At 41.9% G+C, this 25335-nt stretch carries 29 protein-coding genes; 17 read left to right on the forward strand and 12 right to left on the reverse strand.

Going from position 1 to position 25335, the window contains the following annotated elements; all coding sequences use genetic code 11:
• Nucleotides 1-280: 280 nt before the first annotated feature.
• From ACQ86K_RS15920 to ACQ86K_RS15930, 3 genes are all read left to right on the forward strand, one after another.
• Entirely contained in the window at nucleotides 281-1639 is a 1359-nt protein-coding gene (locus ACQ86K_RS15920) for a sigma-54-dependent transcriptional regulator (RefSeq protein WP_091163811.1), read from the forward strand.
• Nucleotides 1629-2975: a sensor histidine kinase gene (locus ACQ86K_RS15925; protein WP_091163809.1), complete on the forward strand. Its 1347-nt coding sequence runs from the start codon at nucleotides 1629-1631 to the stop codon at nucleotides 2973-2975. The genes ACQ86K_RS15920 and ACQ86K_RS15925 overlap by 11 nt, the downstream gene beginning before the upstream one ends.
• A gap of 108 nt (nucleotides 2976-3083) precedes the next feature.
• Nucleotides 3084-3614, forward strand: a complete 531-nt coding sequence (locus tag ACQ86K_RS15930; RefSeq protein WP_091163807.1) for an NADPH-dependent FMN reductase — start codon at nucleotides 3084-3086, stop codon at nucleotides 3612-3614.
• A gap of 122 nt (nucleotides 3615-3736) precedes the next feature.
• On the opposite strand, the gene ACQ86K_RS15935 is transcribed toward ACQ86K_RS15930, so the two are convergent.
• Entirely contained in the window at nucleotides 3737-4396 is a 660-nt protein-coding gene (locus ACQ86K_RS15935; RefSeq protein WP_091164916.1) for a YceH family protein, read from the reverse strand.
• Between the two features lie 108 nt (nucleotides 4397-4504).
• On the opposite strand from ACQ86K_RS15935, the gene ACQ86K_RS15940 reads away from it, so the two are divergent.
• Nucleotides 4505-5314: an MBL fold metallo-hydrolase gene (locus tag ACQ86K_RS15940; protein WP_091163804.1), complete on the forward strand. Its 810-nt coding sequence runs from the start codon at nucleotides 4505-4507 to the stop codon at nucleotides 5312-5314.
• Here ACQ86K_RS15940 and ACQ86K_RS15945 read toward each other — a convergent pair whose 3' ends face one another.
• Both ACQ86K_RS15945 and ACQ86K_RS15950 read right to left on the reverse strand, forming a co-directional pair.
• Nucleotides 5315-6097, reverse strand: a complete 783-nt coding sequence (locus tag ACQ86K_RS15945) for a zinc-dependent peptidase (protein ID WP_091163801.1) — start codon at nucleotides 6095-6097, stop codon at nucleotides 5315-5317.
• A gap of 18 nt (nucleotides 6098-6115) precedes the next feature.
• Nucleotides 6116-6823, reverse strand: a complete 708-nt coding sequence (locus ACQ86K_RS15950; RefSeq protein ID WP_091163798.1) for a DUF92 domain-containing protein — start codon at nucleotides 6821-6823, stop codon at nucleotides 6116-6118.
• 60 nt (nucleotides 6824-6883) lie between these two features.
• Here ACQ86K_RS15950 and ACQ86K_RS15955 point away from each other — a divergent pair, with 60 nt between their 5' ends.
• The 10 genes from ACQ86K_RS15955 (at nucleotide 6884) to ACQ86K_RS16000 (ending at nucleotide 15192) form a co-directional block, all read left to right on the forward strand.
• Nucleotides 6884-7549, forward strand: a complete 666-nt coding sequence (locus tag ACQ86K_RS15955) for a class I SAM-dependent methyltransferase (RefSeq protein ID WP_431200717.1) — start codon at nucleotides 6884-6886, stop codon at nucleotides 7547-7549.
• A gap of 99 nt (nucleotides 7550-7648) precedes the next feature.
• Nucleotides 7649-8416: a pirin family protein gene (locus ACQ86K_RS15960; protein ID WP_431200718.1), complete on the forward strand. Its 768-nt coding sequence runs from the start codon at nucleotides 7649-7651 to the stop codon at nucleotides 8414-8416.
• Entirely contained in the window at nucleotides 8394-8504 is a 111-nt protein-coding gene (locus ACQ86K_RS15965) for a pirin-like C-terminal cupin domain-containing protein (protein WP_431200719.1), read from the forward strand. Before ACQ86K_RS15960 ends, ACQ86K_RS15965 begins: the two co-directional genes overlap by 23 nt.
• Before the next feature lie 96 nt (nucleotides 8505-8600).
• Nucleotides 8601-9575, forward strand: coding sequence for a YeiH family protein (locus ACQ86K_RS15970; protein WP_091163791.1), 975 nt, complete (start codon nucleotides 8601-8603; stop codon nucleotides 9573-9575).
• Between the two features lie 102 nt (nucleotides 9576-9677).
• Nucleotides 9678-9911 carry a hypothetical protein gene (locus ACQ86K_RS15975; RefSeq protein ID WP_218134372.1) on the forward strand — a complete coding sequence of 78 codons (234 nt, stop codon included), beginning with the start codon at nucleotides 9678-9680 and terminating at the stop codon, nucleotides 9909-9911.
• Between the two features lie 141 nt (nucleotides 9912-10052).
• The gene (locus ACQ86K_RS15980; RefSeq protein ID WP_431200720.1) at nucleotides 10053-10607 is read left to right on the forward strand and encodes a helix-turn-helix domain-containing protein; all 555 of its coding nucleotides are present in this window, start codon (nucleotides 10053-10055) and stop codon (nucleotides 10605-10607) included.
• 112 nt (nucleotides 10608-10719) lie between these two features.
• A complete protein-coding gene (locus ACQ86K_RS15985; RefSeq protein ID WP_091163789.1) occupies nucleotides 10720-11577 on the forward strand; it encodes an oxidoreductase in 858 nt (285 codons plus the stop codon).
• A 281-nt stretch (nucleotides 11578-11858) separates the two neighbouring features.
• On the forward strand, nucleotides 11859-12119 hold the full coding sequence (locus ACQ86K_RS15990) for a hypothetical protein (RefSeq protein WP_431200721.1): 261 nt from the start codon (nucleotides 11859-11861) through the stop codon (nucleotides 12117-12119).
• A gap of 617 nt (nucleotides 12120-12736) precedes the next feature.
• The gene (locus tag ACQ86K_RS15995; RefSeq protein WP_431200722.1) at nucleotides 12737-13018 is read left to right on the forward strand and encodes a hypothetical protein; all 282 of its coding nucleotides are present in this window, start codon (nucleotides 12737-12739) and stop codon (nucleotides 13016-13018) included.
• Between the two features lie 86 nt (nucleotides 13019-13104).
• Nucleotides 13105-15192, forward strand: a complete 2088-nt coding sequence (locus ACQ86K_RS16000) for a triple tyrosine motif-containing protein (protein WP_431200869.1) — start codon at nucleotides 13105-13107, stop codon at nucleotides 15190-15192.
• 87 nt (nucleotides 15193-15279) lie between these two features.
• On the opposite strand, the gene ACQ86K_RS16005 is transcribed toward ACQ86K_RS16000, so the two are convergent.
• The 9 genes from ACQ86K_RS16005 to ACQ86K_RS16045 form a co-directional block, all read right to left on the reverse strand.
• Entirely contained in the window at nucleotides 15280-15684 is a 405-nt protein-coding gene (locus ACQ86K_RS16005; RefSeq protein WP_431200723.1) for a ThuA domain-containing protein, read from the reverse strand.
• Entirely contained in the window at nucleotides 15633-16061 is a 429-nt protein-coding gene (locus tag ACQ86K_RS16010; RefSeq protein ID WP_431200724.1) for a ThuA domain-containing protein, read from the reverse strand. The genes ACQ86K_RS16005 and ACQ86K_RS16010 overlap by 52 nt, the downstream gene beginning before the upstream one ends.
• 24 nt (nucleotides 16062-16085) lie before the next feature.
• The gene (locus ACQ86K_RS16015; RefSeq protein WP_431200725.1) at nucleotides 16086-16583 is read right to left on the reverse strand and encodes a TlpA family protein disulfide reductase; all 498 of its coding nucleotides are present in this window, start codon (nucleotides 16581-16583) and stop codon (nucleotides 16086-16088) included.
• Nucleotides 16559-16900, reverse strand: a complete 342-nt coding sequence (locus ACQ86K_RS16020) for a hypothetical protein (protein ID WP_431200726.1) — start codon at nucleotides 16898-16900, stop codon at nucleotides 16559-16561. Before ACQ86K_RS16020 ends, ACQ86K_RS16015 begins: the two co-directional genes overlap by 25 nt.
• On the reverse strand, nucleotides 16878-17219 hold the full coding sequence (locus tag ACQ86K_RS16025; protein WP_431200727.1) for a redoxin family protein: 342 nt from the start codon (nucleotides 17217-17219) through the stop codon (nucleotides 16878-16880). The genes ACQ86K_RS16020 and ACQ86K_RS16025 overlap by 23 nt, the downstream gene beginning before the upstream one ends.
• 18 nt (nucleotides 17220-17237) lie before the next feature.
• Entirely contained in the window at nucleotides 17238-19082 is a 1845-nt protein-coding gene (locus ACQ86K_RS16030; protein ID WP_091164914.1) for a glycoside hydrolase family 9 protein, read from the reverse strand.
• Nucleotides 19083-19834: 752 nt separating this feature from the next.
• Nucleotides 19835-20401: a hypothetical protein gene (locus ACQ86K_RS16035; RefSeq protein WP_431200728.1), complete on the reverse strand. Its 567-nt coding sequence runs from the start codon at nucleotides 20399-20401 to the stop codon at nucleotides 19835-19837.
• On the reverse strand, nucleotides 20355-21095 hold the full coding sequence (locus ACQ86K_RS16040; RefSeq protein ID WP_431200729.1) for a DUF5009 domain-containing protein: 741 nt from the start codon (nucleotides 21093-21095) through the stop codon (nucleotides 20355-20357). Before ACQ86K_RS16040 ends, ACQ86K_RS16035 begins: the two co-directional genes overlap by 47 nt.
• A gap of 1096 nt (nucleotides 21096-22191) precedes the next feature.
• Nucleotides 22192-23685: a PLP-dependent aminotransferase family protein gene (locus ACQ86K_RS16045; RefSeq protein WP_091163767.1), complete on the reverse strand. Its 1494-nt coding sequence runs from the start codon at nucleotides 23683-23685 to the stop codon at nucleotides 22192-22194.
• Between the two features lie 82 nt (nucleotides 23686-23767).
• Here ACQ86K_RS16045 and ACQ86K_RS16050 point away from each other — a divergent pair, with 82 nt between their 5' ends.
• From ACQ86K_RS16050 to ACQ86K_RS16060, 3 genes are read left to right on the forward strand one after another with little or no spacing between them, the layout of a single operon-like run.
• On the forward strand, nucleotides 23768-24253 hold the full coding sequence (locus ACQ86K_RS16050) for a TQO small subunit DoxD (RefSeq protein WP_091163764.1): 486 nt from the start codon (nucleotides 23768-23770) through the stop codon (nucleotides 24251-24253).
• 33 nt (nucleotides 24254-24286) lie between these two features.
• Nucleotides 24287-24868, forward strand: coding sequence for an EamA family transporter (locus ACQ86K_RS16055; RefSeq protein ID WP_431200730.1), 582 nt, complete (start codon nucleotides 24287-24289; stop codon nucleotides 24866-24868).
• A 14-nt stretch (nucleotides 24869-24882) separates the two neighbouring features.
• The gene (locus ACQ86K_RS16060; RefSeq protein ID WP_431200731.1) at nucleotides 24883-25329 is read left to right on the forward strand and encodes an EamA family transporter; all 447 of its coding nucleotides are present in this window, start codon (nucleotides 24883-24885) and stop codon (nucleotides 25327-25329) included.
• Nucleotides 25330-25335 lie beyond the last annotated feature (6 nt).

The raw sequence follows: 25335 nt of genomic DNA on the forward strand, positions 1-25335 counted from the left end.
TTTAGCACAAAAATTGTAACATGTGGTATAATTAGCGAGTCTTTAATTTATTGTTCATAGTTAAATTGTTTTAGCGTATAGTTCATAGTTGATGGCAACGATGCTAAAAGTTTATTTAGGTAGCTTCGGTAAAGAGATACAATTTAATTTAAATTTATAACTTTTATTAAATTGACATCGTCAATAAATAAGATGCTATTTTCATTTTGAACTTAAATTATCATGTGTCATCGTTTTGAAGACCACGAACTATTATCTATGAACTATTAACTAAAAATAAATGATACTTAAGAAAGCCACCGTTTTAATTGTTGATGACGATCCGGACGTACTAACCGCGGTTAAACTTTTGCTAAAACCCGAAGCCCGTGAAATCATCACCGAAAAGAACCCCGAAAACCTGAACTGGCTGCTGCAACGTAACGAGGTTGATCTGATTTTGCTTGACATGAACTTCAACAGCGCTATTAACACGGGCAATGAGGGGCTTTACTGGCTGCGCAAGGTAAAAGAATGGAAGCCTGATGTTTGCGTTATTATGATAACGGCTTATGGTGATATTGACCTTGCTGTCCGCTCGCTTAAAGAAGGGGCAAACGACTTTGTGGTAAAGCCATGGCACAACGAAAAGCTGATAAACACTATAAAAGATCTTTTGGATAAAAAAGAAGGTGGGACAAAAACCACCAAAACCCCTGTAAAAAGCACTGCGGGAGACACTTCTATCCTTGGTGAATCGGACGTGATGCAGGATATTTTTTATAAGGTTAACAAGATAGCCCCTACCGATGCCAATATCCTGATCCTTGGAGAGAACGGTACCGGTAAAGATCTTATGGCAAAGGCTATCCACGAACGCTCGCTCCGTGCTGATAAACCTTTTATTAAAGTAGATGTCGGCGCGTTAACAGATACCCTGTTTGAAAGTGAGCTCTTCGGCCACAAAAAAGGGGCCTTTACCGATGCCCGAGAGGACCGTATGGGGCGTTTTGAAGAGGCACAGGGCGGTACTTTATTTTTAGATGAAATTGGTAACATCAGTCTGCAGCAACAAGCCAAACTGCTTACCATTTTACAAAACCGCCAGGTAACCCGTTTGGGCACCAACAAACCAGTTGATGTGGATATCAGGCTCATTTGTGCTACCAATGTAGCTTTGAGCGAGCTGGCGAACGAAAACAAGTTCCGTAAGGATTTGATTTATCGTATCAATACTGTCGAGATCAATATGCCGCCACTGCGCCGCCGTAATGAGGATATTGTAATATTGGCCCGCCATTTTGCGAAATTGTACTCAAGTAAATATCTTAAACCATCAATGGACTTTGATACGGCAGCTATTAACAAGCTTAAATCATACAATTTTCCGGGCAATGTGCGTGAATTACAATATACTATTGAACGCGCAGTGATCATGGCCGATGATAATACCTTAAGACCCGACGATTTGATTTTTTCAATACTGGAAACATCGACAGAAAGCGTGGTTGATGCTGACAATATTCCGTTAAGCGCCCTTGAAAAGAACGCTATATTACGGGTTATTGAAAAGCATAATGGTAACATTACCCGCGCTGCCAAAGAACTTGGCCTCACCCGCACCGCCCTATACCGAAGACTAAGCAAATATGATATTTAACCGTTACGAGTGGCGGCTTTTGCTGCGTGTATTTTTATTGCTGATTGTACTTACCGTCACGGCTTTTGTCATAGTAAGCCTTAATCAGCTGTTGTATCTCGTGATCTTGTTGCCATTGGTTGCTTACTCGGTGGTGGATATGATCCGTTTTCAGAAAAAAGCACAGGACGAAGTAAATCAATTTGTAGAGTCGATCCATTATCGTGATTTTTCCCGCCATTTTGATGTACGGAAGGCCCCCAATGAACTTAAGCCCTTGCGTAAAGGCTTTAACGACATCAATACCACATTCAAACTAATAAGCCGCGAACGCGAAACACAATATCACTACCTGCAAAAGATTCTTGAACTGGTTGATACCGGTATTTTATCCTACGAAGAGGAAACCGGCGAAACCGGCTGGATCAATGAAGCTTTTAAAACCATTATAGGTGTACCTTATCTTAAGACTGTACACTCGCTCGAAAAACGAGAGCCATCATTGTATGCCGAACTGATTAAACTTAAGCCGGGCGATAGTAAGATCATCACTGTAACCCGTAACCAACAACAGGTTAAAATACTGGTGAACGCCAGCCTGATGCGCAGCGATGATAAACTATACAAACTCATCGCTTTTCAAAACGTAAACGAAGCTTTGGATGAAACGGAGTCGAAAGCGTGGTCGAAATTGCTTAATGTAATGACGCATGAGATCATGAACTCCGTAGCTCCTATTTCTTCTCTCGCGGATACGCTCAAGAACCGCCTGCAAAGCCCTGATATTGCCGAAAGCCTGCCTCATAGTGATTTGGAAGACATTGAGCTCGGTATCGATACCATCAAGCGCCGCAGCGAAGGCCTGCTTAAGTTTACCGAAAGCTACCGCAGCCTCAATAAGATTACCAAACTTGATCTGAACAAGATCATGGTGCGCAATATCTTTGAAAACCTCAACAGCTTGATGACGCCTACCCTGGAGAAAAAGAAGATAGAACTGGAGATCATTCTACGTGATCCGACACTTGCCATTGAAGCCGACATTAACTTGATTGAGCAGGTAATGATCAATCTGCTGGTTAACGCCATTGAAGCGGTGAAAGATCGGGAGGAACCACGCATCACACTCACAGCCGAAATTCAGGGCGGTAAAACTTTTGTAAAAGTTATCGATAACGGCTTAGGCATGCTGCCCGAACTGCTTGATAAAATTTTTATTCCTTTCTTCAGTACCCGCAAAACGGGCAGCGGTATCGGGTTGAGCCTGTGTAAACAGATCATGCTGCTTCATAAAGGCAATATCCAGGTACAATCAACCGAGGGTAAAGGATCAGCGTTTATCTTGTCGTTCGTTTAACCCCCCGGCCCCCTAAAGGGGGAGCTTTTGCTTTGCATATTTATGACTTTATCCAAACTTACAAAGTTTTAGAAACTTCGTAAGTTTGGTTCCACAACGTCCGCTTCCATGAATTATAAAGGCAATATTCTCGCTATTTCCGGTAGCTTAAGAACTGGCTCATCCAATCATAATATTCTCAAGTTTTTAGGTGAATTAGTTCCAGCCGATATCAATTACACTATATACGAAAGATTAGCCGAGATACCTCCATTTGATCCCGGACTTGACCACGAACATCCACCAGAATCAGTTTCAGAGTTGCGAAGCTTGATGAAAGATGCTTCAGGCATTATCATCTGCACACCAGAGTATGCGTTTGGGGTTCCTGGGCAGCTTAAGAATATGTTAGATTGGACAGTTTCGAAAGGTTCGCTGGTTGATAAACCTGTAGCTTTAGTTACTGCGTCATCAGTTGGCAGTCATGCGCATGCTGCATTGCTCCTGACACTTGGGGCGCTTTCGGCAAAAGTAACAGAGGGGGCAACTTTGCTTGTTCCTTTTATCAGGAGCAAAATAGATGTGCATGGGGATATTACAGATGAGCAAACGGCGAAGGCTTTGCGGGATGTAATGAAAGTATTTTTGAAAGAAATATAGCCATGAAAAAACTGCACCATATGCTGAATTTATTTCAGCACCCCACAGGACAGGTAGACGCCCAGATTAGCAGGCGGCTTAGCAAATGCGGTGTTGAAACAAATTCAACTTGACCATAATTTTTACTCCACTCCCAATTCCCTCATCAACCTGCCCACGGTTTCTTTCAATTCGGCAATTTCCTGTTCGGCTTTGGTTAAACGGGCCTCCATTGCTGATGAAGATGGGCGACCACTTGGCTCATCTGCAAAATCATCATCATTAATTTCGGGCGTTCCGCCTAATAGATGCGCGTATCTAACTTCCTTTTGGCCGGGGCGTTTGGGTAGCTGTACAATGTAAGGCGTCTCGCCGCCAGCCAGTTTATCCAGGATCTCCTGTACATCTTCTATCGAATCAAATTCGTACATGCGGCCGCTGTTGGTATTCAATTCACCTGGCGTTTGAGGCCCACGAAGGATCAAAAGGCAAATCAAAGCTACTTCCGAAGGTATTACCGGGAAAACTATGGCGAAATTATGTTTGTATTTAATATTACGAATAGAACCACCGGTAGCGGTAGAGATCAAACCGCGCCTTTTCAAGGAATTTAGGGCATTGATAACCGTATCATCATCATAATTAACAACAGGTTTGCGCGATGTTTTCTGGTTACAGGCGGCCACCAATCCGTTAAGGGTCATAGGATAATAATCGGGCGTGGTTTTGGCCTTTTCCATTAAAGTACCAAGCACACGTAGTTCTTCTGCATCAAGTACGGGTAAAGTTTGCGGTGAATCCATGGCTAAATATAAGCAGGTTTTTATAGCGTCAAAAAAATGCTGATTTTCTGAATGCTAAAATCATTAGGATTAAAATAATAACACCAAAATAGTTTACTTTGCATTGCAATGTCTTTATTCATTACATCATTAAATTCGGGAAGTAATGGCAATTGCTATTACGTAGGGAACGATCAGGAGGCTATATTGGTTGATGTGGGCATTTCATGCCGCGAGACTGAAAAACGCATGACCCGGCTGGGCTTGTCCATGCAAAAGGTGAAAGCCATTTTTGTATCGCATGAACATTCTGATCATATTCGTGGTATACCGGTATTAGCCAAAAAATATCAGCTGCCGGTTTACATCACCCCCGGCACGTTGATGCACCTTAGCGGTGTTGATCATTTTAAAGTCCATCATCTTAGCGCATTTCAAACAGTTGTTATTGGTGACCTCGAAGTAACATCCTTCCCCAAAATGCATGATGCGTCTGAGCCGCATAGCTTTATTGTAAGCTGTCGCAATGTTAAGGTAGGCGTGTTTACCGATCTGGGAATAGTGTGCGACCAACTCATCCGCTACTTTAGCCAGTGCCATGCTGCTTTTTTGGAAGCCAATTATGATGATGATATGCTGGATAAAGGCGGTTACCCTTATTATTTAAAACAACGCATCCGTGGGGGAAAAGGGCATTTATCAAACAAGCAGGCTTTGGGTTTATTCACTACGCACCGCCCGCCGCACATGACCCACTTGCTGCTTTCGCATCTTTCCAAAAACAACAACGACCCCAAGCTGGTAGAGGATTTGTTTACCAATTGTGCCGATGGGATCAATATTATTGTGGCGTCAAGACATGAAGAAACTCCGGTTTACTATATCAGCAGTACGGTTGTTCAACATGAGCCGTTAGGGCAGCTTGGCCTTAGCTTTTGATCAGGTAACATCATTATCATCCAGGTCCTGCAAGAAGATGGTGCTTAACATATCATAAAGTTCGGGATGTTTATGTTTCAACTCGTTCGGCTTTTGAAAAAAGTACTCGGCTACAACAGCTAAAAACTCAGCTTCGTTAGTGATGGCGTACGGATTGATATCAGAACGCCCGGCTTCAATTTTGTGAATCTCCTGGTGGATCATTTTGAGCCATGGCATAATATATTCATGAGCCAGCAGGATTTCCGGCACACCGTCGGTAGCCCCATCGGCCTTATCAAGCAGGTGTACAAACTCATGAATAGCCGTGTTCTCTTTCCCTGCCGATTTACTAAAACCTTTTGTCAACGCCGCTCTCGACAGGATCATTTGCCCGTTCATATATCCTGAGCCTACCATTCCTAAAATACTCCTATTTTCGCCTTCAAACTGAAACTCGCTATCAAATGTATCCGGGTAAAGAATCACATTGGTGAGGTTACGGTATTTCCAATCGTTAAAGCCAAATATCGGGATCACGGCACTAGCAGCTATCATTACTTTATCAGCATCGCTTACCGTTGTACCAACACCCTCGATATTAATATCCGCTAAAAGTCTGGCAACCTTTCTTTCAAACAACAGTTTTCGATCAGCATCAAGGTGCTGATAATATGGAATGTGCAATTCTAAAAGCGCTTTATAATTCAATGTGGCAGCAGGCGTTTCATTTACCACTTTCTTTTTATTGAGGAAAACGAACACCACCAACGCAACAACGATCAATATCAGGATAGGAACCATTTTTATTTACAGATTAAATTATAAAACAAAGTACAGCAACAGCATAAACAAAGCAGCTATCAGGGTATTTAAAAAATTAACGGTATCGTTGTTGATCAGATTTTTTCTTTCCAACACAGCCCCTAAAACGGAATCTGTTAGATTACCGAGTGTACCTGCAACAATAATCCAGATGAAATTTGTTGTCCAGTCCATTCCTATGGCATAAACAACAGCAATGATAACCGAGCCAATTACGCCAATTAAAGTACCCTCTAAGCTGATCACCCCATTAAGCCCGCGTAAATCCGGCTTTAGGGTTATAATATTGAAGAAACGTTTTCCGTAAACCGTCCCTAACTCTGATGACAATGTATCGGCTGTTGCCGAAGCGAAGATGGCGGCAATCATCAATTGTAAAACCTGAGTTTGGGCCGGAAAAACGAGGATCAAAATTCCGCATAAGGCAGCCGTACCGGCATTCGCCAAAACCTGCCCGGCTGTTCTCCCTCCTTTTTGATCTGCGTTTAAATCCTTCTTTGTTTTGCTTTGTACCGAGGTAGCTGCCGAACCTAAAATAAAAAAGGTAGTCATCATGGCTAAACCTGTGAAGCCGGCACCGGCAAATACCAGGATGGCAACTGCGGCACCGGTTAATGCTGCTATAACAGTTAGCTTACGGGCCGATATACTGTATGCTACACCAGCTACTAAAATAAGTGCCAGCAAACCATAACTTAACCACATAGTCGATCAAAGGGATTAATGTGGCGCTAAATTAAACTTTCAATTCATACTTTTGGGCACATGAAAGATATACTGGGCCAGGCCATACATGATCATTATCATAAATCAGCTAACCATAAACTTTGGATCAATAATCAATATGGACCTAAAGAGGAGATGCCCATTGATGTTTACTTCAGGGATGAGGATGACATGCCGGATATAGAATGGCTGGCCATGAACGAATGCCGCGGAAGCGTGCTGGATATTGGCGCAGGAGCGGGCAGTCATGCTTTAGTATTGCAGCAACGTGGCTTTGATTGCACCGCGCTTGATATTTCCCCGTTAGCCTGTGATGTAATGAAACTGCGCAAGGTAAACAAAGTAATCAAAGGTGACATTTTTGTTTATAACGAATGCAAATACGATACCCTGCTTTTGCTCATGAACGGGATTGGCCTCACCGGGACACTTGAAAACCTGAAGGTATTTTTACAACACATTAAACTGCTGCTCAATCCAGGGGGCAAATCGTATTTGATTCATCAGATATCACTTATTTATATGAAGATGGCCTGCCGGAAAAAGGTTATTACGGTGAGCTACTTTATCAATATGAATACAATCGCCAAAAAACCGACTGGTTCCGTTGGCTATATATTGATGAAAAAACACTTAAGCCCATCGTTGCAGAAGCTGGCTTTGATATGGAGGTATTACTGGAGGATGAATTTAAACAGTACTTAGTGCGGTTAACTCTGAGCAGGTAAAACCACAGTAATTTTCTTATTGGCTCGTTGTATTCCGTACGGAATAAGCTATTTTTATTCCGACAACATCTATCCAATGAAAAAAGCCATCATCCATGTCCTTGCCGGTCGTGAAAAGAAAATTACCGCCGAAGAAACCGTACGCCAGCCATTACCTCATAAAGATTTTCGGTTTGCAAACCCCTTTATTGTGTTACATCACATGGGACCGGAGGTAATAGAACCCGGCCAAACTTTGCGCATCCACCCACACCCGCATCGCGGCTTCAGCCCGTATACCATTATGCTACAGGGCGAAGGTTATCATAAAGATAATGCAGGTAACGATGAGATTATAAAAGCCGGCGATGTACAATGGATGTTTGCAGGCAAAGGCATTATGCACAGCGAAGGCCCTACCGCCGAATTGTTACAAAAAGGCGGCGTTCATGAACTTATCCAGCTTTGGATCAATGCGCCTAAAAGTAAAAAGTGGGACGAGCCTTTTTATCAGTCGGCCAAGGCAAACGAACAACCGAAAGTACTTATTGGTGAAGGCCTCGACTTCAGTTTGGCCAGCGGAGATTATGAAGGCAAAACCGGACCTATCAAAAACTTCACCCCGGTTATTTCTATAGTTGGAAAAATAGCCACGGGAAAAGAGGCAAACTTTGAAGCCATATCCGGCTACTGGGCATTACTTTATATTATAAATGGCAGCGTCAAAGTAAACGAACAAACTATCGGTCAACACAATCTCATTGTGTTTGAAAAAGATAATGAAGAGATCACAGTGACAGCTACCGAAGATTCGCAGGTGTTATTTCTATCTGCTAAACCTATTGACGAGACCCGTATCAGCTAAGGATAATTTTGTAATGAACACGCCCGAAGAAATTGAGCAGGCATTATCAGATTATCAAAACGGCGTATTCGGCACATTAAATTACTAAAACCCCATAATAACTTTTGGTTATCACAGATTGCGTATTATGATGAAAAACCGGCAGTAATTCCTCACACCTTTGTATCATTAAAACAAAGGAAAAATGAATACCCAACATCAATTAAACAATACCGGTGGCCTGTTATTAAACATCAATGAAAATGCCCGCAAAGTTATATTTGCAGTTTGCATAGTATTATGCCTGATGCCTTTTATGAGCCCGGCAGTAGCTTTACTATTAGGCTTGGTAGTAGCACAATGTTCTGGTCACCCATATTTGCACCTCAACCACAAAGCCACCCATATTTTATTACAGATATCAGTAGTTGGTTTAGGTTTTGGCATGAATGTACATAGCGCGTTACAGGCAGGCAAGGAAGGGATTTTGTTTACCATCGCCTCCATTACCGGAACACTGCTATTTGGCACGCTGATGGGGAGATGGTTAAACATCGAGAAAAAGACTTCATTTTTGATCTCATCAGGAACGGCTATTTGCGGCGGGAGCGCAATTGCAGCCATATCACCGGTTATCAAAGCTGAAGAAAAGCAGATCTCCGTAGCATTGGGCTGTGTATTTATCCTGAACTCAATTGCGCTATTTGTTTTTCCTGTGATTGGTCATTATTTGAATTTATCACAAACCCAGTTTGGGTTATGGTGTGCTATTGCTATACATGATACCAGTTCGGTAGTTGGTGCAGCAAGTAAATACGGAGCCCACGCGCTTGAAGTAGCGACAACAGTGAAATTAGCGCGGGCATTATGGATTATCCCGGTAGCATTCTTATCTACCTTCCTGTTTAAAAACAAATCAAAAAAAGTGAGTATCCCCTATTTTATCGGCTTATTTATACTGGCTATGATAGCCAACACCTACTTACCAGTTGTAAGGTTTATGAGCCCCTACATCATCATTACAGCAAAAGCAGGCTTAACCCTTACCTTATTTTTAATCGGTGCGGGCCTTTCACGCAAAGTGTTGGCATCTGTTGGCCTGAAGCCGCTTTTACAGGGTGTGGTACTTTGGATTGCTATATCAGGTGCTGCACTGTATGCGGTGGTTCATCTCGCATAAGGCATAACAATATTTAACGTAAAGTTCATAAAATATTCCCGTTTGCTCCAACTCGCTTCAAACGCTTTTTTACTGCTTACATTTGTATAAAACATCTTCACCATGAAACCAAACACACTTGATGCCAAAGCTATTGATACCCTCCGCGATTTACCGGATATGATCCCCGTATTGCGCGAATCTTTCGAAAACTGGACTATCAAGGTTTTTGACCGTAAGCATCATGAATGCCGCAACTACATGTCGCCCAACAGGCGCGATTTTTATAAAACACTGATGATAACCGAAGGTGCCGGAGTTTTTACCATGGGGCTTAACACTTATTACATTGAGTAACCTACCATCCTTTTCATCCATCCCAATGATATTATATCGTGGAAAAACCTTTCGGATAAATCGGGCGGATATTATGTACTTTTCAAAAGGAGCTTCATTAATGATCATCCTCAATTAAAAAACACCATTGATAAATATGGTTTGTTTACCGAAAAGGATAAAAGCGTTATCCGCTTAAATAATGCAGACATGCCTGTACTTAACAGCTTGTTTGAACGAATGACTATTGAAGAGTTATCCAACAATCATTTAAAAGATGATGCGCTGCAGGCTTACATTCAATTATTAATGGTTGAAAGCATGCGGGTAGCTCATTTTCCCAAACCTGATAGTGTATCCGACGAATACCATTACATCCACCAATTTTTTCATTTGCTGGAGAAGGAAACATCGGGCATTAACTATACATCGCCCATAAAAATGAAAACTGCCAAGGAGTTTGCCGCCAATCTTTCGGTACATCCGAACCACTTAAACGCGGTATTAAAAAAATACACCGGGCAAAATGTAAGCACTCATATCCGCAACCGCCTGCTCGAAGAGACCAAAGCATTACTGGTACAAACCGATTGGACCTTGCAGGATATTGCATACAGCATTGGCTTTGCCGAGCAGCCTAACTTTAGCTTCTTTTTTAAGAAAAACACTGGTATTACCCCTGCCGAATTCAGGAGATCATACCAGGCCACCGCATAAATTCGCCGTTTCTTTGATTTTCATAATAACCGCTTTGTTTTTGGTATAGAGCCTCCCTGCTTTTGTTGCCAACTTTGTACTGTAAACAAAAACAAATTAAAAGCAACATAAAATGAAAACTCAAAAAGTATGGTTTATAACCGGAGCCTCAAGAGGTTTTGGTTTAGAAATATCAAAAGCTGTTTTAGCATCTGGCGACAAATTAGTAGCTACTGTTCGTAAAAACCCTGAAACACTGGCTGCACAATTTGACAACAATCCCAACCTATTTGTTGTGCCCTTGGATATTACCAATGAAGAGCAGGCAAAAGAAGCGGCTGAAAAAGCTGTTGAACACTTTGGCAGGATTGATGTACTGGTAAACAATGCAGGTTTTGGATTGCTATCAGCAGTTGAAGAAGCCACTGCCGAAGAAGTAAAAAGGAATTACGAAACCAACGTATTTGGCTTACTGAACGTAACCCGTGCCATTTTACCCTATATGCGTAAAGAACACTCAGGCCATGTGATCAATATATCATCTGTAGGTGGTTTATCGGCCTATTTTGGCTGGGGTGTTTATGGCTCAACCAAGTTTGCCGTTGAAGGGCTTACCGAAGCCATGGCGCTTGAGCTTGCTCCGCTTGGCATTCATGCAACTGTTGTTGCTCCGGGCTTTTTCCGCACCAATTTCCTTGATGAAAGCTCGCTGACCCGCACATCAAATGAAATTGCTGATTACCAGGATACCGTGGGTAACATGCGGACTTTTGCTACCGAAGCAAATTATAAACAGCCTGGTGACCCGGAAAAATTAGCACAAGCTTTTATCAAGCTTGCTGCTTCAGAAAAACCTCCGGTACACTTACCGTTGGGAAGTGATACGCTGCAACGTTTCCGTGAAAAAACAGCCGCCTTTGAAAAGGAAATTGAAGAATGGTACGATGTAGTTGTGGGTACGGACCATGACTATGTAAAACAGTCCAAATAATTGTTATACCATAAATACTATTCAATAAAATGCCTGAAAGCGTTATTCGTTATCAGGCATTTTTATTAGCCAATCACCATATTATAACCCATTGTTTGTTAAACAAGCGGATCCACACTACTTCACCACTACTTTTTATCATCTTAAGCTTCGATTAAAAAGTTTAATTTATCATTGCGGCGATCTAAATCTTACTAATTATTCCAGCTCATGCTGCCCGATCGTTCTGTCTCAATCAAATTGAAAAAAATATTTTCTTAATTTTCCTGTGTTTCCTGCTTATGCATTACGGCAACGTAACAGCCCAGCAAAATACCAAACCTCGTTTTAAGGCAATTGCCCTCGCGGAAATTGGTGGCGGCCATGCCTCATTTGATACCACTGCTAAAATATGGCTTAACAAGCTTGCAATAGACAGTAATGTTACCATAGATTATATCAGCGATACCAAAAAAACCAATAAAGAGTTCCTTAAACAGTATCAGCTATTATTGTCCAGCACCCCACTACAATACCACTACAGCAATCCATTGCTGATTTAAAACATTTCTGACTGAAGCCATTTTACAATTTTGGGGTACATTTTACTCCCGGTATATGTAAAATGTTGATTAAATTACAGCTCTTAATCAGGCCGGCCTTTTGCCGGGTTGCCTATTATTAATGGGGTTTAAGCCCTCGCCAGGAAAACCGTTAATGAAAAAAACATCTTATTTATTCTCGTTCTCCGTGCTTTTATATGGACATCTTCCGCTCAAACTACGCTTGGTACTCCTGCTATCAAAAACTACACTCATAATGATTATAACGCCGGAACTGAGATCTGGGACATTAAACAGGACAAGAACGGAATTCTTTATTTTGCCAACGATGAGGGTCTGCTTACGTTCGACGGTAGTTATTGGAAAACCTATCCGCTGCCTAATAAAAGCCCTATAAAGTCTGTGGCTATTGATCGCATGGGCCGTATTTATGTTGGAGGGCAGGATGAAGTTGGTTATTTTTTCCAAATGAGTCGGGAATCCTCAAATATCATTCGCTTAAACAACGCCTGCCCAAAAAAGCAAGGCAGTTTGCCGATATCTGGGATATTGTTATCCATAATAATGAGGTATTTTTCAGAACCATTGAGTGCATCTTTGAGCTGAAAAACAACACCATGCACACATTTGATGCGCCCGGTGGCTGGATGCTGCTAAACCGGGCCGGCGGTAAATTGTTTGCTTATGATAAAGCTATCGGACTGGTTATTTTTAAAGATTCGCACTGGCAAGCCTTCGTTCAACAACCCACAACGGCGCTGAGTGTCACTGGCATCACTGAGTTTAATAAAGATACCTTACTGGTAAGTACCCGCAAAAATGGCCTCTTTATCATTGCTGGCTCGTCGCTGGTTAAAAAAACACGGCTATTGATGGAATCCTGCTTACTGATCTTATAAACTTCATTCAAAAAATTGGCATCGACAGATACGCCATCGGCACATCAGCAAAAGGGCTGATTATTATTGATGGTAAAGGCAAGCCAATAGACCAGTTCTCCAATAACCAGGGGTTACAAAATAATAATGTCCATGGTATATTGTTAGATAAAGATCATAATTTATGGCTTGGACTGGAAAATGGGCTCGATTTTATTAATTATAACACGTCTGTTAAAAATATTTATCCTAATCGCGAAAACCTGGTAAAAAGTAACTCGGTAAGCATTTTTAACAACAAGTTGTATATCGGAACATCAAACGGCTTATATACCGTATCGATAGGCTCGCAGCAAAAAGATATCAGCACGGCCACAGGTGCTTTTACAGAAGTGCCAAACACTAAAGGACAGGTTTTAAGCCTAACGCAAATTAACGGGCATTTATTGGCCGGTCATCAGGATGGTGTTTTACAGGTAGACGATAACCAGGCTAAACTGATTACTCCCGGCCCGGGGGCGTGGATGATGAAAGCTTTCCCTGCTTCGCAGGATGTGATAGCGGGGACTTATACCGGCTTTCAACTCTTAAAATACAATGGTGCCGGATTTAGCTTTGAAGGAAAAATAAATGGTATTTATGAATCATTAGGAAACCTCGCGGTAGATAAGAGCAATTTTGTGTGGGCAACGCACCCCTACAGGGGTATTTTTAAAGTGCAGCTATCCGCTGATAGAAAAAAGATAGTTAGTTATACGCAATATACCGAAAAAAGTGGTTTGCCATCTGCGCTGAATAATCATGTATATTTTATTAAAAACAAAGTAATAGCTGCTACCGAAAAAGGTGTTTATGAATACAATACAACTGAAGGAGACTTCACACGATCTGCATTTTACAAGCCGATATTTGGCAATTCAAAAATTGAGTTTCTTACCGAAGATGGCAAAGGTAATATCTGGTTTATCAGTAACCAACGCGTTGGCGTAATTGATTTTGGTAAACGATCTGGTAAGTTACCGTACAAGGTGATCTATTTCCCTGAATTGGCCGGGCAAACAGTAAAGGGGGCAGAGTATATTTATCCGCACGATATGGAGAACATCTTTATCGGCTCAAACAATGGTGTTTTCCATTTAAATTATCGCCAATACGTTTCATCGGAGAACAAACTCAATGTATTACTTACTACGGTAAAAGCCATAGCCGAAAAAGATAGCCTGATTTTCGGTGGATATTTTGTTAAAAACAACCGGATCGCATCAGCACAAAACACGCAACTTATTGCCTCGCTGTCCAACCACTGGAATTCCTTTCATTTTGAATATACCTCTACCCTGTTTGCACAAAAAAGCAACGAGGAGTTTAGCTATAAATTAATAGGTTTTGATAAAGATTGGTCGCAATGGTCGATTAAAACCGAGAAGGACTATACCAACCTTCCTTATGGCAAATACACATTTTCGGTAAAGGCCCGTAATAATTTAGGCACAGCGTCTGCTCCCGTCAGTTATAGTTTTATTGTTGAGTCGGCATGGTATCAAACTATTTGGGCCTACCCGGCTTATTTCCTGATCATTGCCTGCACTGTGTATATCGGTATAAAGGCGCAGCAAAAACGTTTCGCCTTGCATCAGCAACGCCATGAAGAGGAGCAAAAAAGGTTAAGCTACCTCCATAGCCTTGAACTTGACAGAAATGATAAAGAGATCATTGCCTTAAAAAACGAAAAGCTTGAAGCCGAGCTAAATTACAAGAACAAAGAACTGGCCACGCTAACAATGCAAATGGTTAACCGCAGTAAACTATTGCTCAATATAAAGGACGAGCTGATGGTATTAATAAAAAAACTTAACATTCCTGATGGATCGCACCAATTCAGGAGCGTGTTTAAATTATTGAGCGATACCGGGAAAAGTGACGATGACTGGGACAACTTTTCCATGTATTTTGACCAGGTGCATAATAACTTTTTAGCCACCATGAAAGCCAAGTTCCCCGGTTTAAGCTCAACCGATTTGAAACTGTGTGCTTACCTGCGGTTAAACCTGTCATCAAAGGAGATAGCGCAGCTGCTTAACATCTCGCTGAAAGGCGTGGAGATCAGCCGTTACCGCGTACGCAAAAAACTGCAATTAGCTACCGAAACCAATCTGTATGATTTTTTGATGGAGGTTACTAAACAATCCGGGTAAAACTGCTTCCAGTTTTTACTGCTTTCCAGCCATTATTAAACATCAAAGTGCTGCCATCCATAGGCATTTCTTGTTTTAAAAATGCTTTTACTCAATCCCGGCTACTTCGTATTTATTTTCCGGCGGCCCAGAATATAGCATTGCTGAAAAGCCTGGTATAATCCTTACTATCAAAAAGCACAGGCGAGTGTCCCATAAAGATGTAAATGTTACGGGCTTTTTTTCGGGGTTAATCCATACCACAGGATGGTCACCCATGGTAATGCCATCTTTGGGTTCATAAGTTGATTCATCTACCGAGGCCAGCACATGTACATTAGGCCTTGGATCTTGGTCATAAGTGTACCACTCTTCCTTCTGAACCAGGAAAGGTGGTGATACACCCTTCATTACCGGATGGCTTTGATCTTCAATATTGACAGTACCTTTGGCAAATGTAGCTATGTAGTTTTTATAGCGGATCCCCCCATAAAATTCCAGAACCAGTTCCACATCGCGTAACCATCAAACTCGCCCAGTAGGGTTGCGTGATGAAAGCCTATCCAGCCTCCCTTGCCTTCATCAATGTATTTTTCAAAGGCTTTTACGGCTTTTTCCTTCCAGGCATACGGCGGGTAGTCCAGCTGGATAAATAACTGATAATTAGATAAAAAAGCATCATTAATTCTATCAGTACTTTGAATATAATCGACAGAAAAATTACTGTCAGCAGCCAGCTTATCCAGCCATACTTTTGCCACTTTTGAATACTCAATATGATGCCCCCCGCTTTCATACAGGGCTATCACTTTAAAACGCGGGGCCTTTTGTGCCCACGCGCTGATAACGGTTAACAAGCAAAAATTGAAGATCAGGGCTATTTTTTTCATATCGATGATTTTTGCGTTGATGATTTATTTATAGATCCTGCCCATCGTCGGGTTATTCCAAATCGCTTTCTTAACTTCCTCCAGGTCAATAGCGCCCTGGTGGCTGTATACAACCTTCCCATCCGGGTCAATCAGCATGGTATAAGGTAAAGCTCCATCCCATTTAGGGTCTACTGCCTCTATCATCTTATATTTGTCATCGCCTGTGTAAATGTAGTTGATACCTGATGACTGCTTGCGTTGTAAAAACTTCAAAGCTTTATCTTTATTAGCCGGGTCATCAGCACTAATGCTTACAAATTCCAGGCTCCTGTCGCGGTAAAGCCTGTTTAGGGTAACCAGATCGTCAAACTCCGCAACGCAGGGACCGCACCAGGTAGCCCACAGGTTGATAAGCCTTAACCTGTCCGAATGATTTTTCACCACTGTTGCAATTCCGCTGGCGTTAATGGTATCAAGTTTTACCGGCTCCTTTGCCCATTGAATTTGCGCCTTATCTATCCAATCCTTTTTTCGGCCCATTTAACCGAGCAGCCAAAGGTTTTGGTAACCGGTACTGCTATTTCTTTGCCTCCAAGTATCGCATCAATAGCGTTCAGAGCATCCAAAGATTTAGGTGTTTTGGCTGGGTTTTCCATATCATCTATCCGGCCATTGTAACGCAGCTTCCTGTCTTTATCAAAAACAAAAATATGAGGGGTAGCAACCGGGCCATATTTATTGGAAGCTACTTCGGTTTCGCCATCATACAGGTACGGGAAATTAAAACCTTTATCTTTCGCCCGTATCTTCATTTCTTCAAATGAATCACCTAAATCACTGTAGCCCAATCTCGTCATAGCGCAACGAGGAAGGATTATTGGGATTGATTGCTACCACACCGACTCCCTTTGTCGCATAGTCGGTGGTCAGTTTGATCACCCTGCTTTCATAGGCCTGCGAGGTGGGGCAATGGTTGCACATAAAAACCACAACCAACACTTTAGCATCTCTGAACGATTGTAAAGTGTATGTTTTGCCATCAATACCTGGCAGACTAAAATCGGGCGCCTGCGCTCCTATCGCCAGTGTTTTATGTTCATCGAAGGCAAAAGAAAACATCGGCAAAACCAATAGCAGCCCGAAGATGAAACACAAACTGATCTTAAACTCCTTCATAATAGATATGGTTTACAATTAATCACTCGTTGATACTGCCAGCAGGTACCAGGCTGTATGCGGAAGCCATTGCTCGGCCCAGCGCCAGTCAGAATCTTTACCTGATACTGCATAAGGGATATTGAAATCAATATCATCCTCATTATCAAACCCTGAAGTAATACCATTTACAATACCGCCAGGTGCGTTGGTATATTCAAACGTGCCAAAAAAGCCATAAGCCGGATTATTATGCCCTGTACCCTGTAGCATACTGGCATCAAAGGGGTTCAGGCCCAGGATCCAGTTCAGCTGATCTATCGCAAAGCCGGAGAGCTGGTCATGGAAAGTCTTATCATCTTTAAACAGACTGGCAGCCATTCGTGCAGCGGTGGCCACAGAACCTAATCTCGCGTTTTCGCCCTGCCACCAGGGCGAAGCATCGCTGCCATGTGGAAAAAAGAAAGCGCTGTGCCGATTGCCCAATGTATCCTGCACCAGTTCGCGGCTGTAACCAAAGGGATTGTTTACTTCGTGGGTAATAGCCAATTCAAATTCCATTGACTTTTTTACTGCTGTTTTGATCTTTGCCTGCAAATCTGTGGACGCATAAGGATAGTAATACAGCAGACTTATCACAGGCAAGCCGCCATCTGATGGATGAAAAAAAGGCCTGTCCTTATCATCGGCGCGCCAAAAATTTTGGTACTTTTTCCACAAGCTTATGCGGTTAAGCAAGTTGTTAGCACGCATTTCGGCAGCAGCTTTATATATATCTTTGTGAGTTGCTTTGTATAATTCGGTAGCGGCACTCAGCGCACAATAGTCATCAAGGATATTCTCTTTTTTATCATAGTCCATTTGTGGATTTTCCTTTTCCAGAAAAGCAAATGCATTTTCGGCAGCTTTCAGGTAATCCGCATTACTAAACTCACCCGATGTTTGATAAGCCGAAGCTATAGCCAGCGCCGCAATAGCAATCCCCCCGCCCGATCGGTAACTGGCCTGGTAAGTACGCCAGTTTTTGCCTGAGGTGGTTTTGGTAAATGATTGGTCTTTGGTTTGTTTAATCCGATAATTACCCTCGTCTGCCTGGATTACTCTGTCCTTTGGCAATTTGCCGGGGCCAGGCGATGACACAGAGCGATAAAATGAACCGTTTTTAACCTGCATCCGCACTAAATAATCAGCGCCATACATGGCTTCATCCAAAATCCTGCGGTTAACCTGCCGAAAATCAGTCCCTGAGCGGGCGTTTAGCAGCTCATATGTTTTAAACAGGCTAAAGGCTGTTAAACAGATCTGCTGCGGGTTAAAATAATTGGAAAATGATAAATGCGACAAATGCTTGCCGTAATCGCCGGTGGCATCATACCAACCGCCGTGCGCGTCAATAGTATCCGTTGTGTCCGGTAATACCAGATGATGATCGGCCTTATCCAGCAGGCCCGAACTGCGCTGCCCTTTAAAATAATATACTACATCGGATATAGTGGCTTTTTCAAGCACATTTTTGCCAATGGTAAAAGGGTATGATGAAATTATTCCTTTAGGTGAAGCGAATTGAATTTTATAAGTCCCCGGCACGGTAAGACTGCTAAAATCAAGCGTCCAAAACTCAAAATTTTTCCATTTGCCAACCGGGCCGCTGTAAGAGATCTTTCCCGAAAATACAGCTTTACCCTTATCTGCATCAATGAGGTTAAATGATGTAAATGTAAGACGGCTGTCGGCAACTATAACGGCATGTTTTGCCTTGTTATCTTCATAACCAACGTGATTGGTTACCACTTTGATATTTTGTGCCTGTACAAAAAACGGCAAACCGAACCAAAACAAGGCAGTGGCCTTAAACAGGACATTGATGTGTTTTTTCAGACTCATATATAAAGTTAAGAAATTGCCCTGCGGTTTAAGCATGATGGTTTTGCAATATTGGTCAAAGCTAAAAGATTAAGTTTCGGCCGGATATTTTTGTGCCACTACATTAGCTCTACCGTGATTAAACACCTCAATTTGTTACAAAGTTACCTTAGCCGATTACCCGGCAAGTGCTAAGTGGGGTGTGAAAAGTCGTTTTTAAAATTCTGTGCTTAGAAACTACGACTTTGGGCTAATGACCACGTAGCACTTTATCGATAACATAATAGTAGTGGTATTGTAGTGGCTTCAAAATAGCAATTGAGTAAAGTTTGGCTGATAATTGCAGAATATAAAATTTCATCTCTTATATAAATCCAACATGAAATATATTCTACCGGACTGCCGTAAAGTTAAAATTGTTAAACAGGCTATTCCCGGCCGTGTAAGTACGGACATCCCTACATCATTAGTATAGCTGCAACGTGTTTGCGAGGTTTCGCCTGACGCCAATGCAGGTGCATTGACTGCCGATTATGCCAAAGAACGCAATTATAATTAGTAGCTTTTATTATAATCAACCTAAACCTAAAAGAGGCCGCTTGATTTCCGGGGGGCCTCTTTTGAAGATGCTTTTAAGGTTCTTTTAATCCAAGTGTCTGATAGCCGCATCGAGTAAGCGCTCATTTTTCCACCAACATCTTCCAGCATATTTCACCGCCAAGGTTACAATAATGATGAAATTGTTGCCATGACATTTTAGGTATGTATAATAATTAAATTTTTAAGCGCAATCTTTTCTTTTCAAGTAATCCAACAAATAAAACGATGATCACAGCCGTCAGAAAAGAGCGCAATAGTCCCGGAAATCCGTTATTGATAACGCCGGGATAGTTAATTTGGAACAGTTCCAGTGTAAACACCTGAAAATACGGGATCAGGTAGCAGGTTAGTGTGCTGGTACCTGCCGGTTTGATCCAGTTAAAAGCATTTATTTTTCCTTTAACGTCTACCACGTATATCAGCATCAAAAAAGCTAACGTGGTAATTCCGGAACAAATGAATACCCAGGCGGGTGTTGAACGGATCTTGGAAATACCTTCAGTATAAGGCCTTAAAGCAAAACCCGCTACCAGGAACAAGATACCGACGACAGTTAGTGTGGCCCAAATGCGTTGTGTTTTCCCTTGTTCAACCAATTTGGCATAAATACCTGATATCACCACGCCTCCCATGGTTAAAGTCATGGTCGATGCATCGTTGATTATCCAAAACGGTTTTAAAAAGATAATAGCATTACCGAGGAAACTGCCCGTAACATCTTTTCCTGCAATGGTTACCATCGTTTCTGTCGTGCAACACGTTTACCTTTAATATGGTGTGCGCCAAAATGTTAATGGCGGCAAGCGTTATCCATGCTACGATAAGGTTGTTCAATTTGCCTTTAACTGCGAAAAATATAAAAGCACAAACCAAATATGCCCATCCTATCAAACCCAATATTCCCCACCATGAAGGCTCCATACCCCGTACCTCGCCATCTTCGCCACCTTTATAAATCATCGCCATGCCAATCAGCATAGCAATTCCCAATATCTGCAAGGCATATCTTTTAGTCTTTGCCATAGATTCCGGATAGTCAAGCCAGATCAGGAAGAATGCTATAGTAATAACCAGTGCCCATGCAGCCTTCGGAATTAATGCCGCCGACGAATTATATTCTTCAAGGTTTACATGGTAAAAACCCATAATGAGCAGCGCCGCACTGCGTATCAGGATATAAAATAATACCTGTCTGGTACTATCACTCTTTTTGATCCTGTTATTAATAGCAAATGGTAACGACAAGCCCACAATGAACAAAAACGCCGGGAAAATAGTATCAGCAAAACCCATCCTGTCTTCAAGACCTTTGGCGTGGTCTATCCATTCGGGAATATGCTGTACACCGCCCGCATCGTTAACAAATATCATCAGGAGCATAGTAATCGCACGCAATACATCTATTGATAACAGGCGTTTGGGTAATTGCTGCATACTTTATTTAGGGCTTTTCTTTTAATTTTTACGGAAAATAGTGAATTATGGCTCGCGATAAATAAAATATTATCGCCGTACATACCAAATGCCAATCTCGTTTATAAGGCACTGCTATAAATCCAATGGATCATTAATGCACAAATCTATCCGATAGCATGATCAGATGCTTTTATTACAGCACTACATCACTACTACCATAGGTAACATTGTATATAAATAAAAAATTCAGCGAAGTGGGAAAGAAGGAGGTTTCGGAAGCGACGGAAAAAAGGGAGCGGATTGGTTAGCATTGAGTACGACCGGTCACAAATGGTATAAAAACGAAAATGGGCAACCAAAGGCCGCCCATTCATTAACTGGTTTTAATGTCCAATTATTTTGCAGTTTTTCTTGCAGGGATTAATGGAACGATAATAACAGCTAAGAAAAGGGCAACTTCTAATACGGTTAACATAACTTTAATTTTTTTAATGTTTTAATTACTGAACTAACAATGTTTTGAGGAAATACAATCGTTCCTACAGGCATGCTGTGGCAGGGATGCAAGAACAATTGTATCATTCCTGCCACCAGTTAGGCTAAAAACATGCCATTAAAAAACACGCCCTATAAATCAATACTTTAAGCCTAAAAACGTCATTTTCAAAATGGATTTTTTCTTTGAAACTACCTTCAAAAACTGGTGTTTATTAAATTTAACGCAGAGTTTTGCGCTTAACGAAAAAAAATGGGCTTAAACCGAGGCAAAAAAAGCCGAAAAATTGTTTTTTGCCGAATTATTTAAAAAAAAGCGGGCAAACAAGCACAAATTTATTTTTAGAGAAAATTATTTCGCTCATTAATTTCCTAGCCTGCTTTGCGGCTATAAAAACTCATCGCCAAACTTTTTTTTGTAAAAAAACTATTCCGTGATTTTTACATATTAGAGGTCTTAGCATTTTTAAAAAAATTAACCGACAATTTGTCACAGGCATGACAAACGCAAATTTTGGCAGAAAATCTCTAACTTAAAAGCATGACAGTAACTGCCAAAGCATGACATGATATTAACAAATTCATCCTATTATGGCGTTTAATCCCCTATGCCAAACTTTTAAACTTTTGGAAGGCATTTAAGAATGGCCTTTTTCCAGATATTTACTGCTTCATGCATTTCTTTTTGGTTTAATGAGGCAAACCCTATCCGTACAAAACTGTGTTTAAATGTTTTATCATAATAATAATCATGTCCCGCACCTATAGACAGCCCCAGTTCATTAGCTTTTTCTGAAACAACGGCAGTGTCCAGATCATGAAGGTATTTAACCCATATGGCAAAACCGCCACATGGTATTTTAAAGGAAATATAATCGCCCAATTGCTCCTGCAGTAATTTGCAAAGAATATCCCGCCGTTCGTGATACAGCTTATTGGCTTTTTTCAGGTGCCTGCTAATGTCACCGTTCTTTAATAAACTTGCCATAGCTTCTTCTAACAGGTGCTCCCCCTGGCGGTCAATCAGCCTGCGTAAGCGGGTGGCCTGTAATAAAAAATTAGCCGGGGCAACCATAAAGCCAATGCGAATGCCCGGCGCGATGGTTTTGCAAAATGAACCCACATATATTACATTGCCATAATAATCGGCACTGGCCAGCGGTAAAATAGGGCCGCTAGTATAATGAAAGTCAAAGTCGTAATCATCTTCAATAATGGCAAACTGGTATTTTGCTGCCAGTTCGAGTAAACGCATACGCCTCTCCGAACTCAGCGTTACTGTAGTAGGCTGATGATGATGCGGCACCACGTACAGCATACGTACCTTTTGTGCTTTACAAATAGTCTCAACGGAATTAATATCAATACCATGTTCATCTACAGGGACAAATTCCAACCTGGCGCCCGCTTGCTCAAACACCTCATTTGCACCACTGTAGCCTGGGTTACCTACAATTACAATATCATTTTTATTAATCAATACCTGTGCGCACAGGTAAAGTGCCATTTGAACGCCTTTGGTTATTAAAATATCGTTAGGTGTTACATGCAAGCCACGGGTTTCACCCAAAAAACGGGCAAGTTCGTTCCTTAAATTTTCGGAACCCTGCTCCAGCCCGTACATCAGGTATTTATGCGTAAAATGATAACCTGCCATCCGTCTGTATTCGCGCACCATCAGGTCGACAGGCGCAATGCGGGTATCGGGAAACCCTTCGGTAAATGTAATATTGCCATCAGGCATTTCCACAAACATGCGCTGAGGGTTGATCCTGTTGTCATCAACGTTGAACGATGTTTTATTTGCCAGGCTATGTTTCAGAACAGCTTTTTCGATAGGCCGGGGTGCAACATCGGGCAGGTTTTTAGCTATGTAAATCCCCTTACGCGCTATAACATCAACCCAGCTTTGAGCATAAAGTTCGTCATAAGCAGCTACTACTGTTTTACGATGTACGTTTAACGATGCTGCCAACACACGACTGGCAGGAAGTGCAGAGCCTGGTTTTAAGGTCCCCTGCCTGATATAATTGATAATGCCGTTGCTAATTTGCAAATACACGGGCACCTGGCTGCTTTTATCTACACTTAATAAACTTTCGATGAGCATCATTCTGGACTATCTTTAAACTACTTTCTGGACTACAAGTATAGTCCAAAAGCATGGTATTTTTGATCATCAAAAAATAAAACTTATGCAACTCAATCAAAAAATATCATCCATATACCTAAGGTTAGCCGTTGGACTAAGCTACCTGTGGGAAGTAGCCGACCGCCTCGGCTTATTTGGCCCAAACGGTCACGCACACGTTGGCTGGGGCGACTGGAAACATTTTATTGCCTATGCCAAACAGGTAATGAGTTTCCTACCCGATGGCATCATAAATCCGCTGGCAACTATTGCAACCATTGGCGAAGGCGGTTTTGGCTTATTACTCATCCTTGGCTTATTTACCCGCATGGCAGCTATCGGCAGCGGTATCCTTAGTTTATGTTTTGCTATCGCGATGGCAATTTCCTTCGGCGTCGAATCGCCTTTAGGTTATTCAGTGTTTACTTTGAGCGCCGCAAGCTTTCTGCTGGCCGGGATGTCCCAATATTCATGGAGCTTAGATAAATGGTTCGCCTCACGTATTGTGAACAAAAAGCTTACGGCTTACCAATCATTGCAAACCAATTAAAATCAGCAAACATCTTTAACCAATAAAATAATCATGGCAACTACAGCAAATACAAAAGCATCACACCTTTTAGTGATCATAGCCTTTGCTACCGTTTATATAGTATGGGGTTCAACCTATTTCTTTATACAAATGGCTATTCAGGGCTTCCCTCCTATGTTGATGGGTGCATTGCGTTTTTTCAGCGCGGGTATTTTATTACTTGGCTGGTGCTACATTAGGGGCGACAACATATTTGTTAAGCGCGATATCATCACCTCCGGTATCTGCGGGCTGCTTACCCTATTCATAGCTACAGGTATAGTGATCTGGGTCGAGCGCAATATCCCCAGTGCCATGGTTGCCATTATGGTTTCTGTGAACCCGATATGGTTCATCATATTAGATAAAGCTAACTGGCGGGTAAACCTAAAAAATAAATCGACCATATTCGGCCTCATCATCGGCTTTGCAGGAATCTTGCTCCTTTTTGGCGAAGCTTTCCTGAAATCGGTTACCGGTACTATGGACCATGCAAAATTAACAGGATTACTATTGTTACTGGCAGGCCCTGTTGCCTGGTCGTCAGGGTCATTATATTCAAAAAGAGAGGCGGTACAGCACCAGCAAGGGTAAATACATCCTGGCAAATGATCATTGCCGGTTTGACTTTTGTACCGGCTGCTATTATTCACCAGAAGTTTAACGGATTTAATCTCGCTACTGTTCCGGCTCAGTCATGGATGGCTATCGTTTACCTTATCATATTCGGATCAATTGGGGCATTCAGCGCTTATGTATGGCTGCTACAGGTAAGGCCTGCAACGCAGGTGAGCACCCATTCGTATGTAAATCCGGTTATCGCCGTATTACTTGGGGTTTGCTTTGCACATGAAAGTATTTCGTTAATGCAGTTTTTGGGGTTAATTGTGATCTTGCTCAGCGTATTGCTTGTAAATCTTTCAAAGTATGGGAAGCTTACGTTTAAAAAAACTGTGACAGAAACAGTTGAACAAGCAGGTAACTGCAACCACCTCAACCCTGCTTCCGATTTGGAACAGATCAAAGCATTGGCTAAAATAGCTTACCGGATCTAAAATCAT

The sequence above is a fragment of the Mucilaginibacter sp. P19 genome, from assembly GCF_050632265.1.
In the GTDB taxonomy this organism is placed as follows: Bacteria; Bacteroidota; Bacteroidia; order Sphingobacteriales; family Sphingobacteriaceae; genus Mucilaginibacter; species Mucilaginibacter gossypii.

Coding starts and splice junctions, on each gene's coding strand:
- ACQ86K_RS15920 (WP_091163811.1), top strand. CDS start 281: ATGATACTTAAGAAAGCCACCGTTTTAATTGTTGATGACGATCCGGAC.
- ACQ86K_RS15925 (WP_091163809.1), top strand. CDS start 1,629: ATGATATTTAACCGTTACGAGTGGCGGCTTTTGCTGCGTGTATTTTTA.
- ACQ86K_RS15930 (WP_091163807.1), top strand. CDS start 3,084: ATGAATTATAAAGGCAATATTCTCGCTATTTCCGGTAGCTTAAGAACT.
- ACQ86K_RS15935 (WP_091164916.1), bottom strand. CDS start 4,396: ATGGATTCACCGCAAACTTTACCCGTACTTGATGCAGAAGAACTACGT.
- ACQ86K_RS15940 (WP_091163804.1), top strand. CDS start 4,505: ATGTCTTTATTCATTACATCATTAAATTCGGGAAGTAATGGCAATTGC.
- ACQ86K_RS15945 (WP_091163801.1), bottom strand. CDS start 6,097: ATGGTTCCTATCCTGATATTGATCGTTGTTGCGTTGGTGGTGTTCGTT.
- ACQ86K_RS15950 (WP_091163798.1), bottom strand. CDS start 6,823: ATGTGGTTAAGTTATGGTTTGCTGGCACTTATTTTAGTAGCTGGTGTA.
- ACQ86K_RS15955 (WP_431200717.1), top strand. CDS start 6,884: ATGAAAGATATACTGGGCCAGGCCATACATGATCATTATCATAAATCA.
- ACQ86K_RS15960 (WP_431200718.1), top strand. CDS start 7,649: ATGAAAAAAGCCATCATCCATGTCCTTGCCGGTCGTGAAAAGAAAATT.
- ACQ86K_RS15970 (WP_091163791.1), top strand. CDS start 8,601: ATGAATACCCAACATCAATTAAACAATACCGGTGGCCTGTTATTAAAC.
- ACQ86K_RS15975 (WP_218134372.1), top strand. CDS start 9,678: ATGAAACCAAACACACTTGATGCCAAAGCTATTGATACCCTCCGCGAT.
- ACQ86K_RS15985 (WP_091163789.1), top strand. CDS start 10,720: ATGAAAACTCAAAAAGTATGGTTTATAACCGGAGCCTCAAGAGGTTTT.
- ACQ86K_RS15990 (WP_431200721.1), top strand. CDS start 11,859: ATGCATTACGGCAACGTAACAGCCCAGCAAAATACCAAACCTCGTTTT.
- ACQ86K_RS15995 (WP_431200722.1), top strand. CDS start 12,737: ATGCACACATTTGATGCGCCCGGTGGCTGGATGCTGCTAAACCGGGCC.
- ACQ86K_RS16010 (WP_431200724.1), bottom strand. CDS start 16,061: ATGAAAAAAATAGCCCTGATCTTCAATTTTTGCTTGTTAACCGTTATC.
- ACQ86K_RS16015 (WP_431200725.1), bottom strand. CDS start 16,583: ATGGGCCGAAAAAAGGATTGGATAGATAAGGCGCAAATTCAATGGGCA.
- ACQ86K_RS16020 (WP_431200726.1), bottom strand. CDS start 16,900: ATGACGAGATTGGGCTACAGTGATTTAGGTGATTCATTTGAAGAAATG.
- ACQ86K_RS16025 (WP_431200727.1), bottom strand. CDS start 17,219: ATGAAGGAGTTTAAGATCAGTTTGTGTTTCATCTTCGGGCTGCTATTG.
- ACQ86K_RS16030 (WP_091164914.1), bottom strand. CDS start 19,082: ATGAGTCTGAAAAAACACATCAATGTCCTGTTTAAGGCCACTGCCTTG.
- ACQ86K_RS16035 (WP_431200728.1), bottom strand. CDS start 20,401: ATGGTAACCATTGCAGGAAAAGATGTTACGGGCAGTTTCCTCGGTAAT.
- ACQ86K_RS16040 (WP_431200729.1), bottom strand. CDS start 21,095: ATGCAGCAATTACCCAAACGCCTGTTATCAATAGATGTATTGCGTGCG.
- ACQ86K_RS16045 (WP_091163767.1), bottom strand. CDS start 23,685: ATGATGCTCATCGAAAGTTTATTAAGTGTAGATAAAAGCAGCCAGGTG.
- ACQ86K_RS16050 (WP_091163764.1), top strand. CDS start 23,768: ATGCAACTCAATCAAAAAATATCATCCATATACCTAAGGTTAGCCGTT.
- ACQ86K_RS16055 (WP_431200730.1), top strand. CDS start 24,287: ATGGCAACTACAGCAAATACAAAAGCATCACACCTTTTAGTGATCATA.
- ACQ86K_RS16060 (WP_431200731.1), top strand. CDS start 24,883: ATGATCATTGCCGGTTTGACTTTTGTACCGGCTGCTATTATTCACCAG.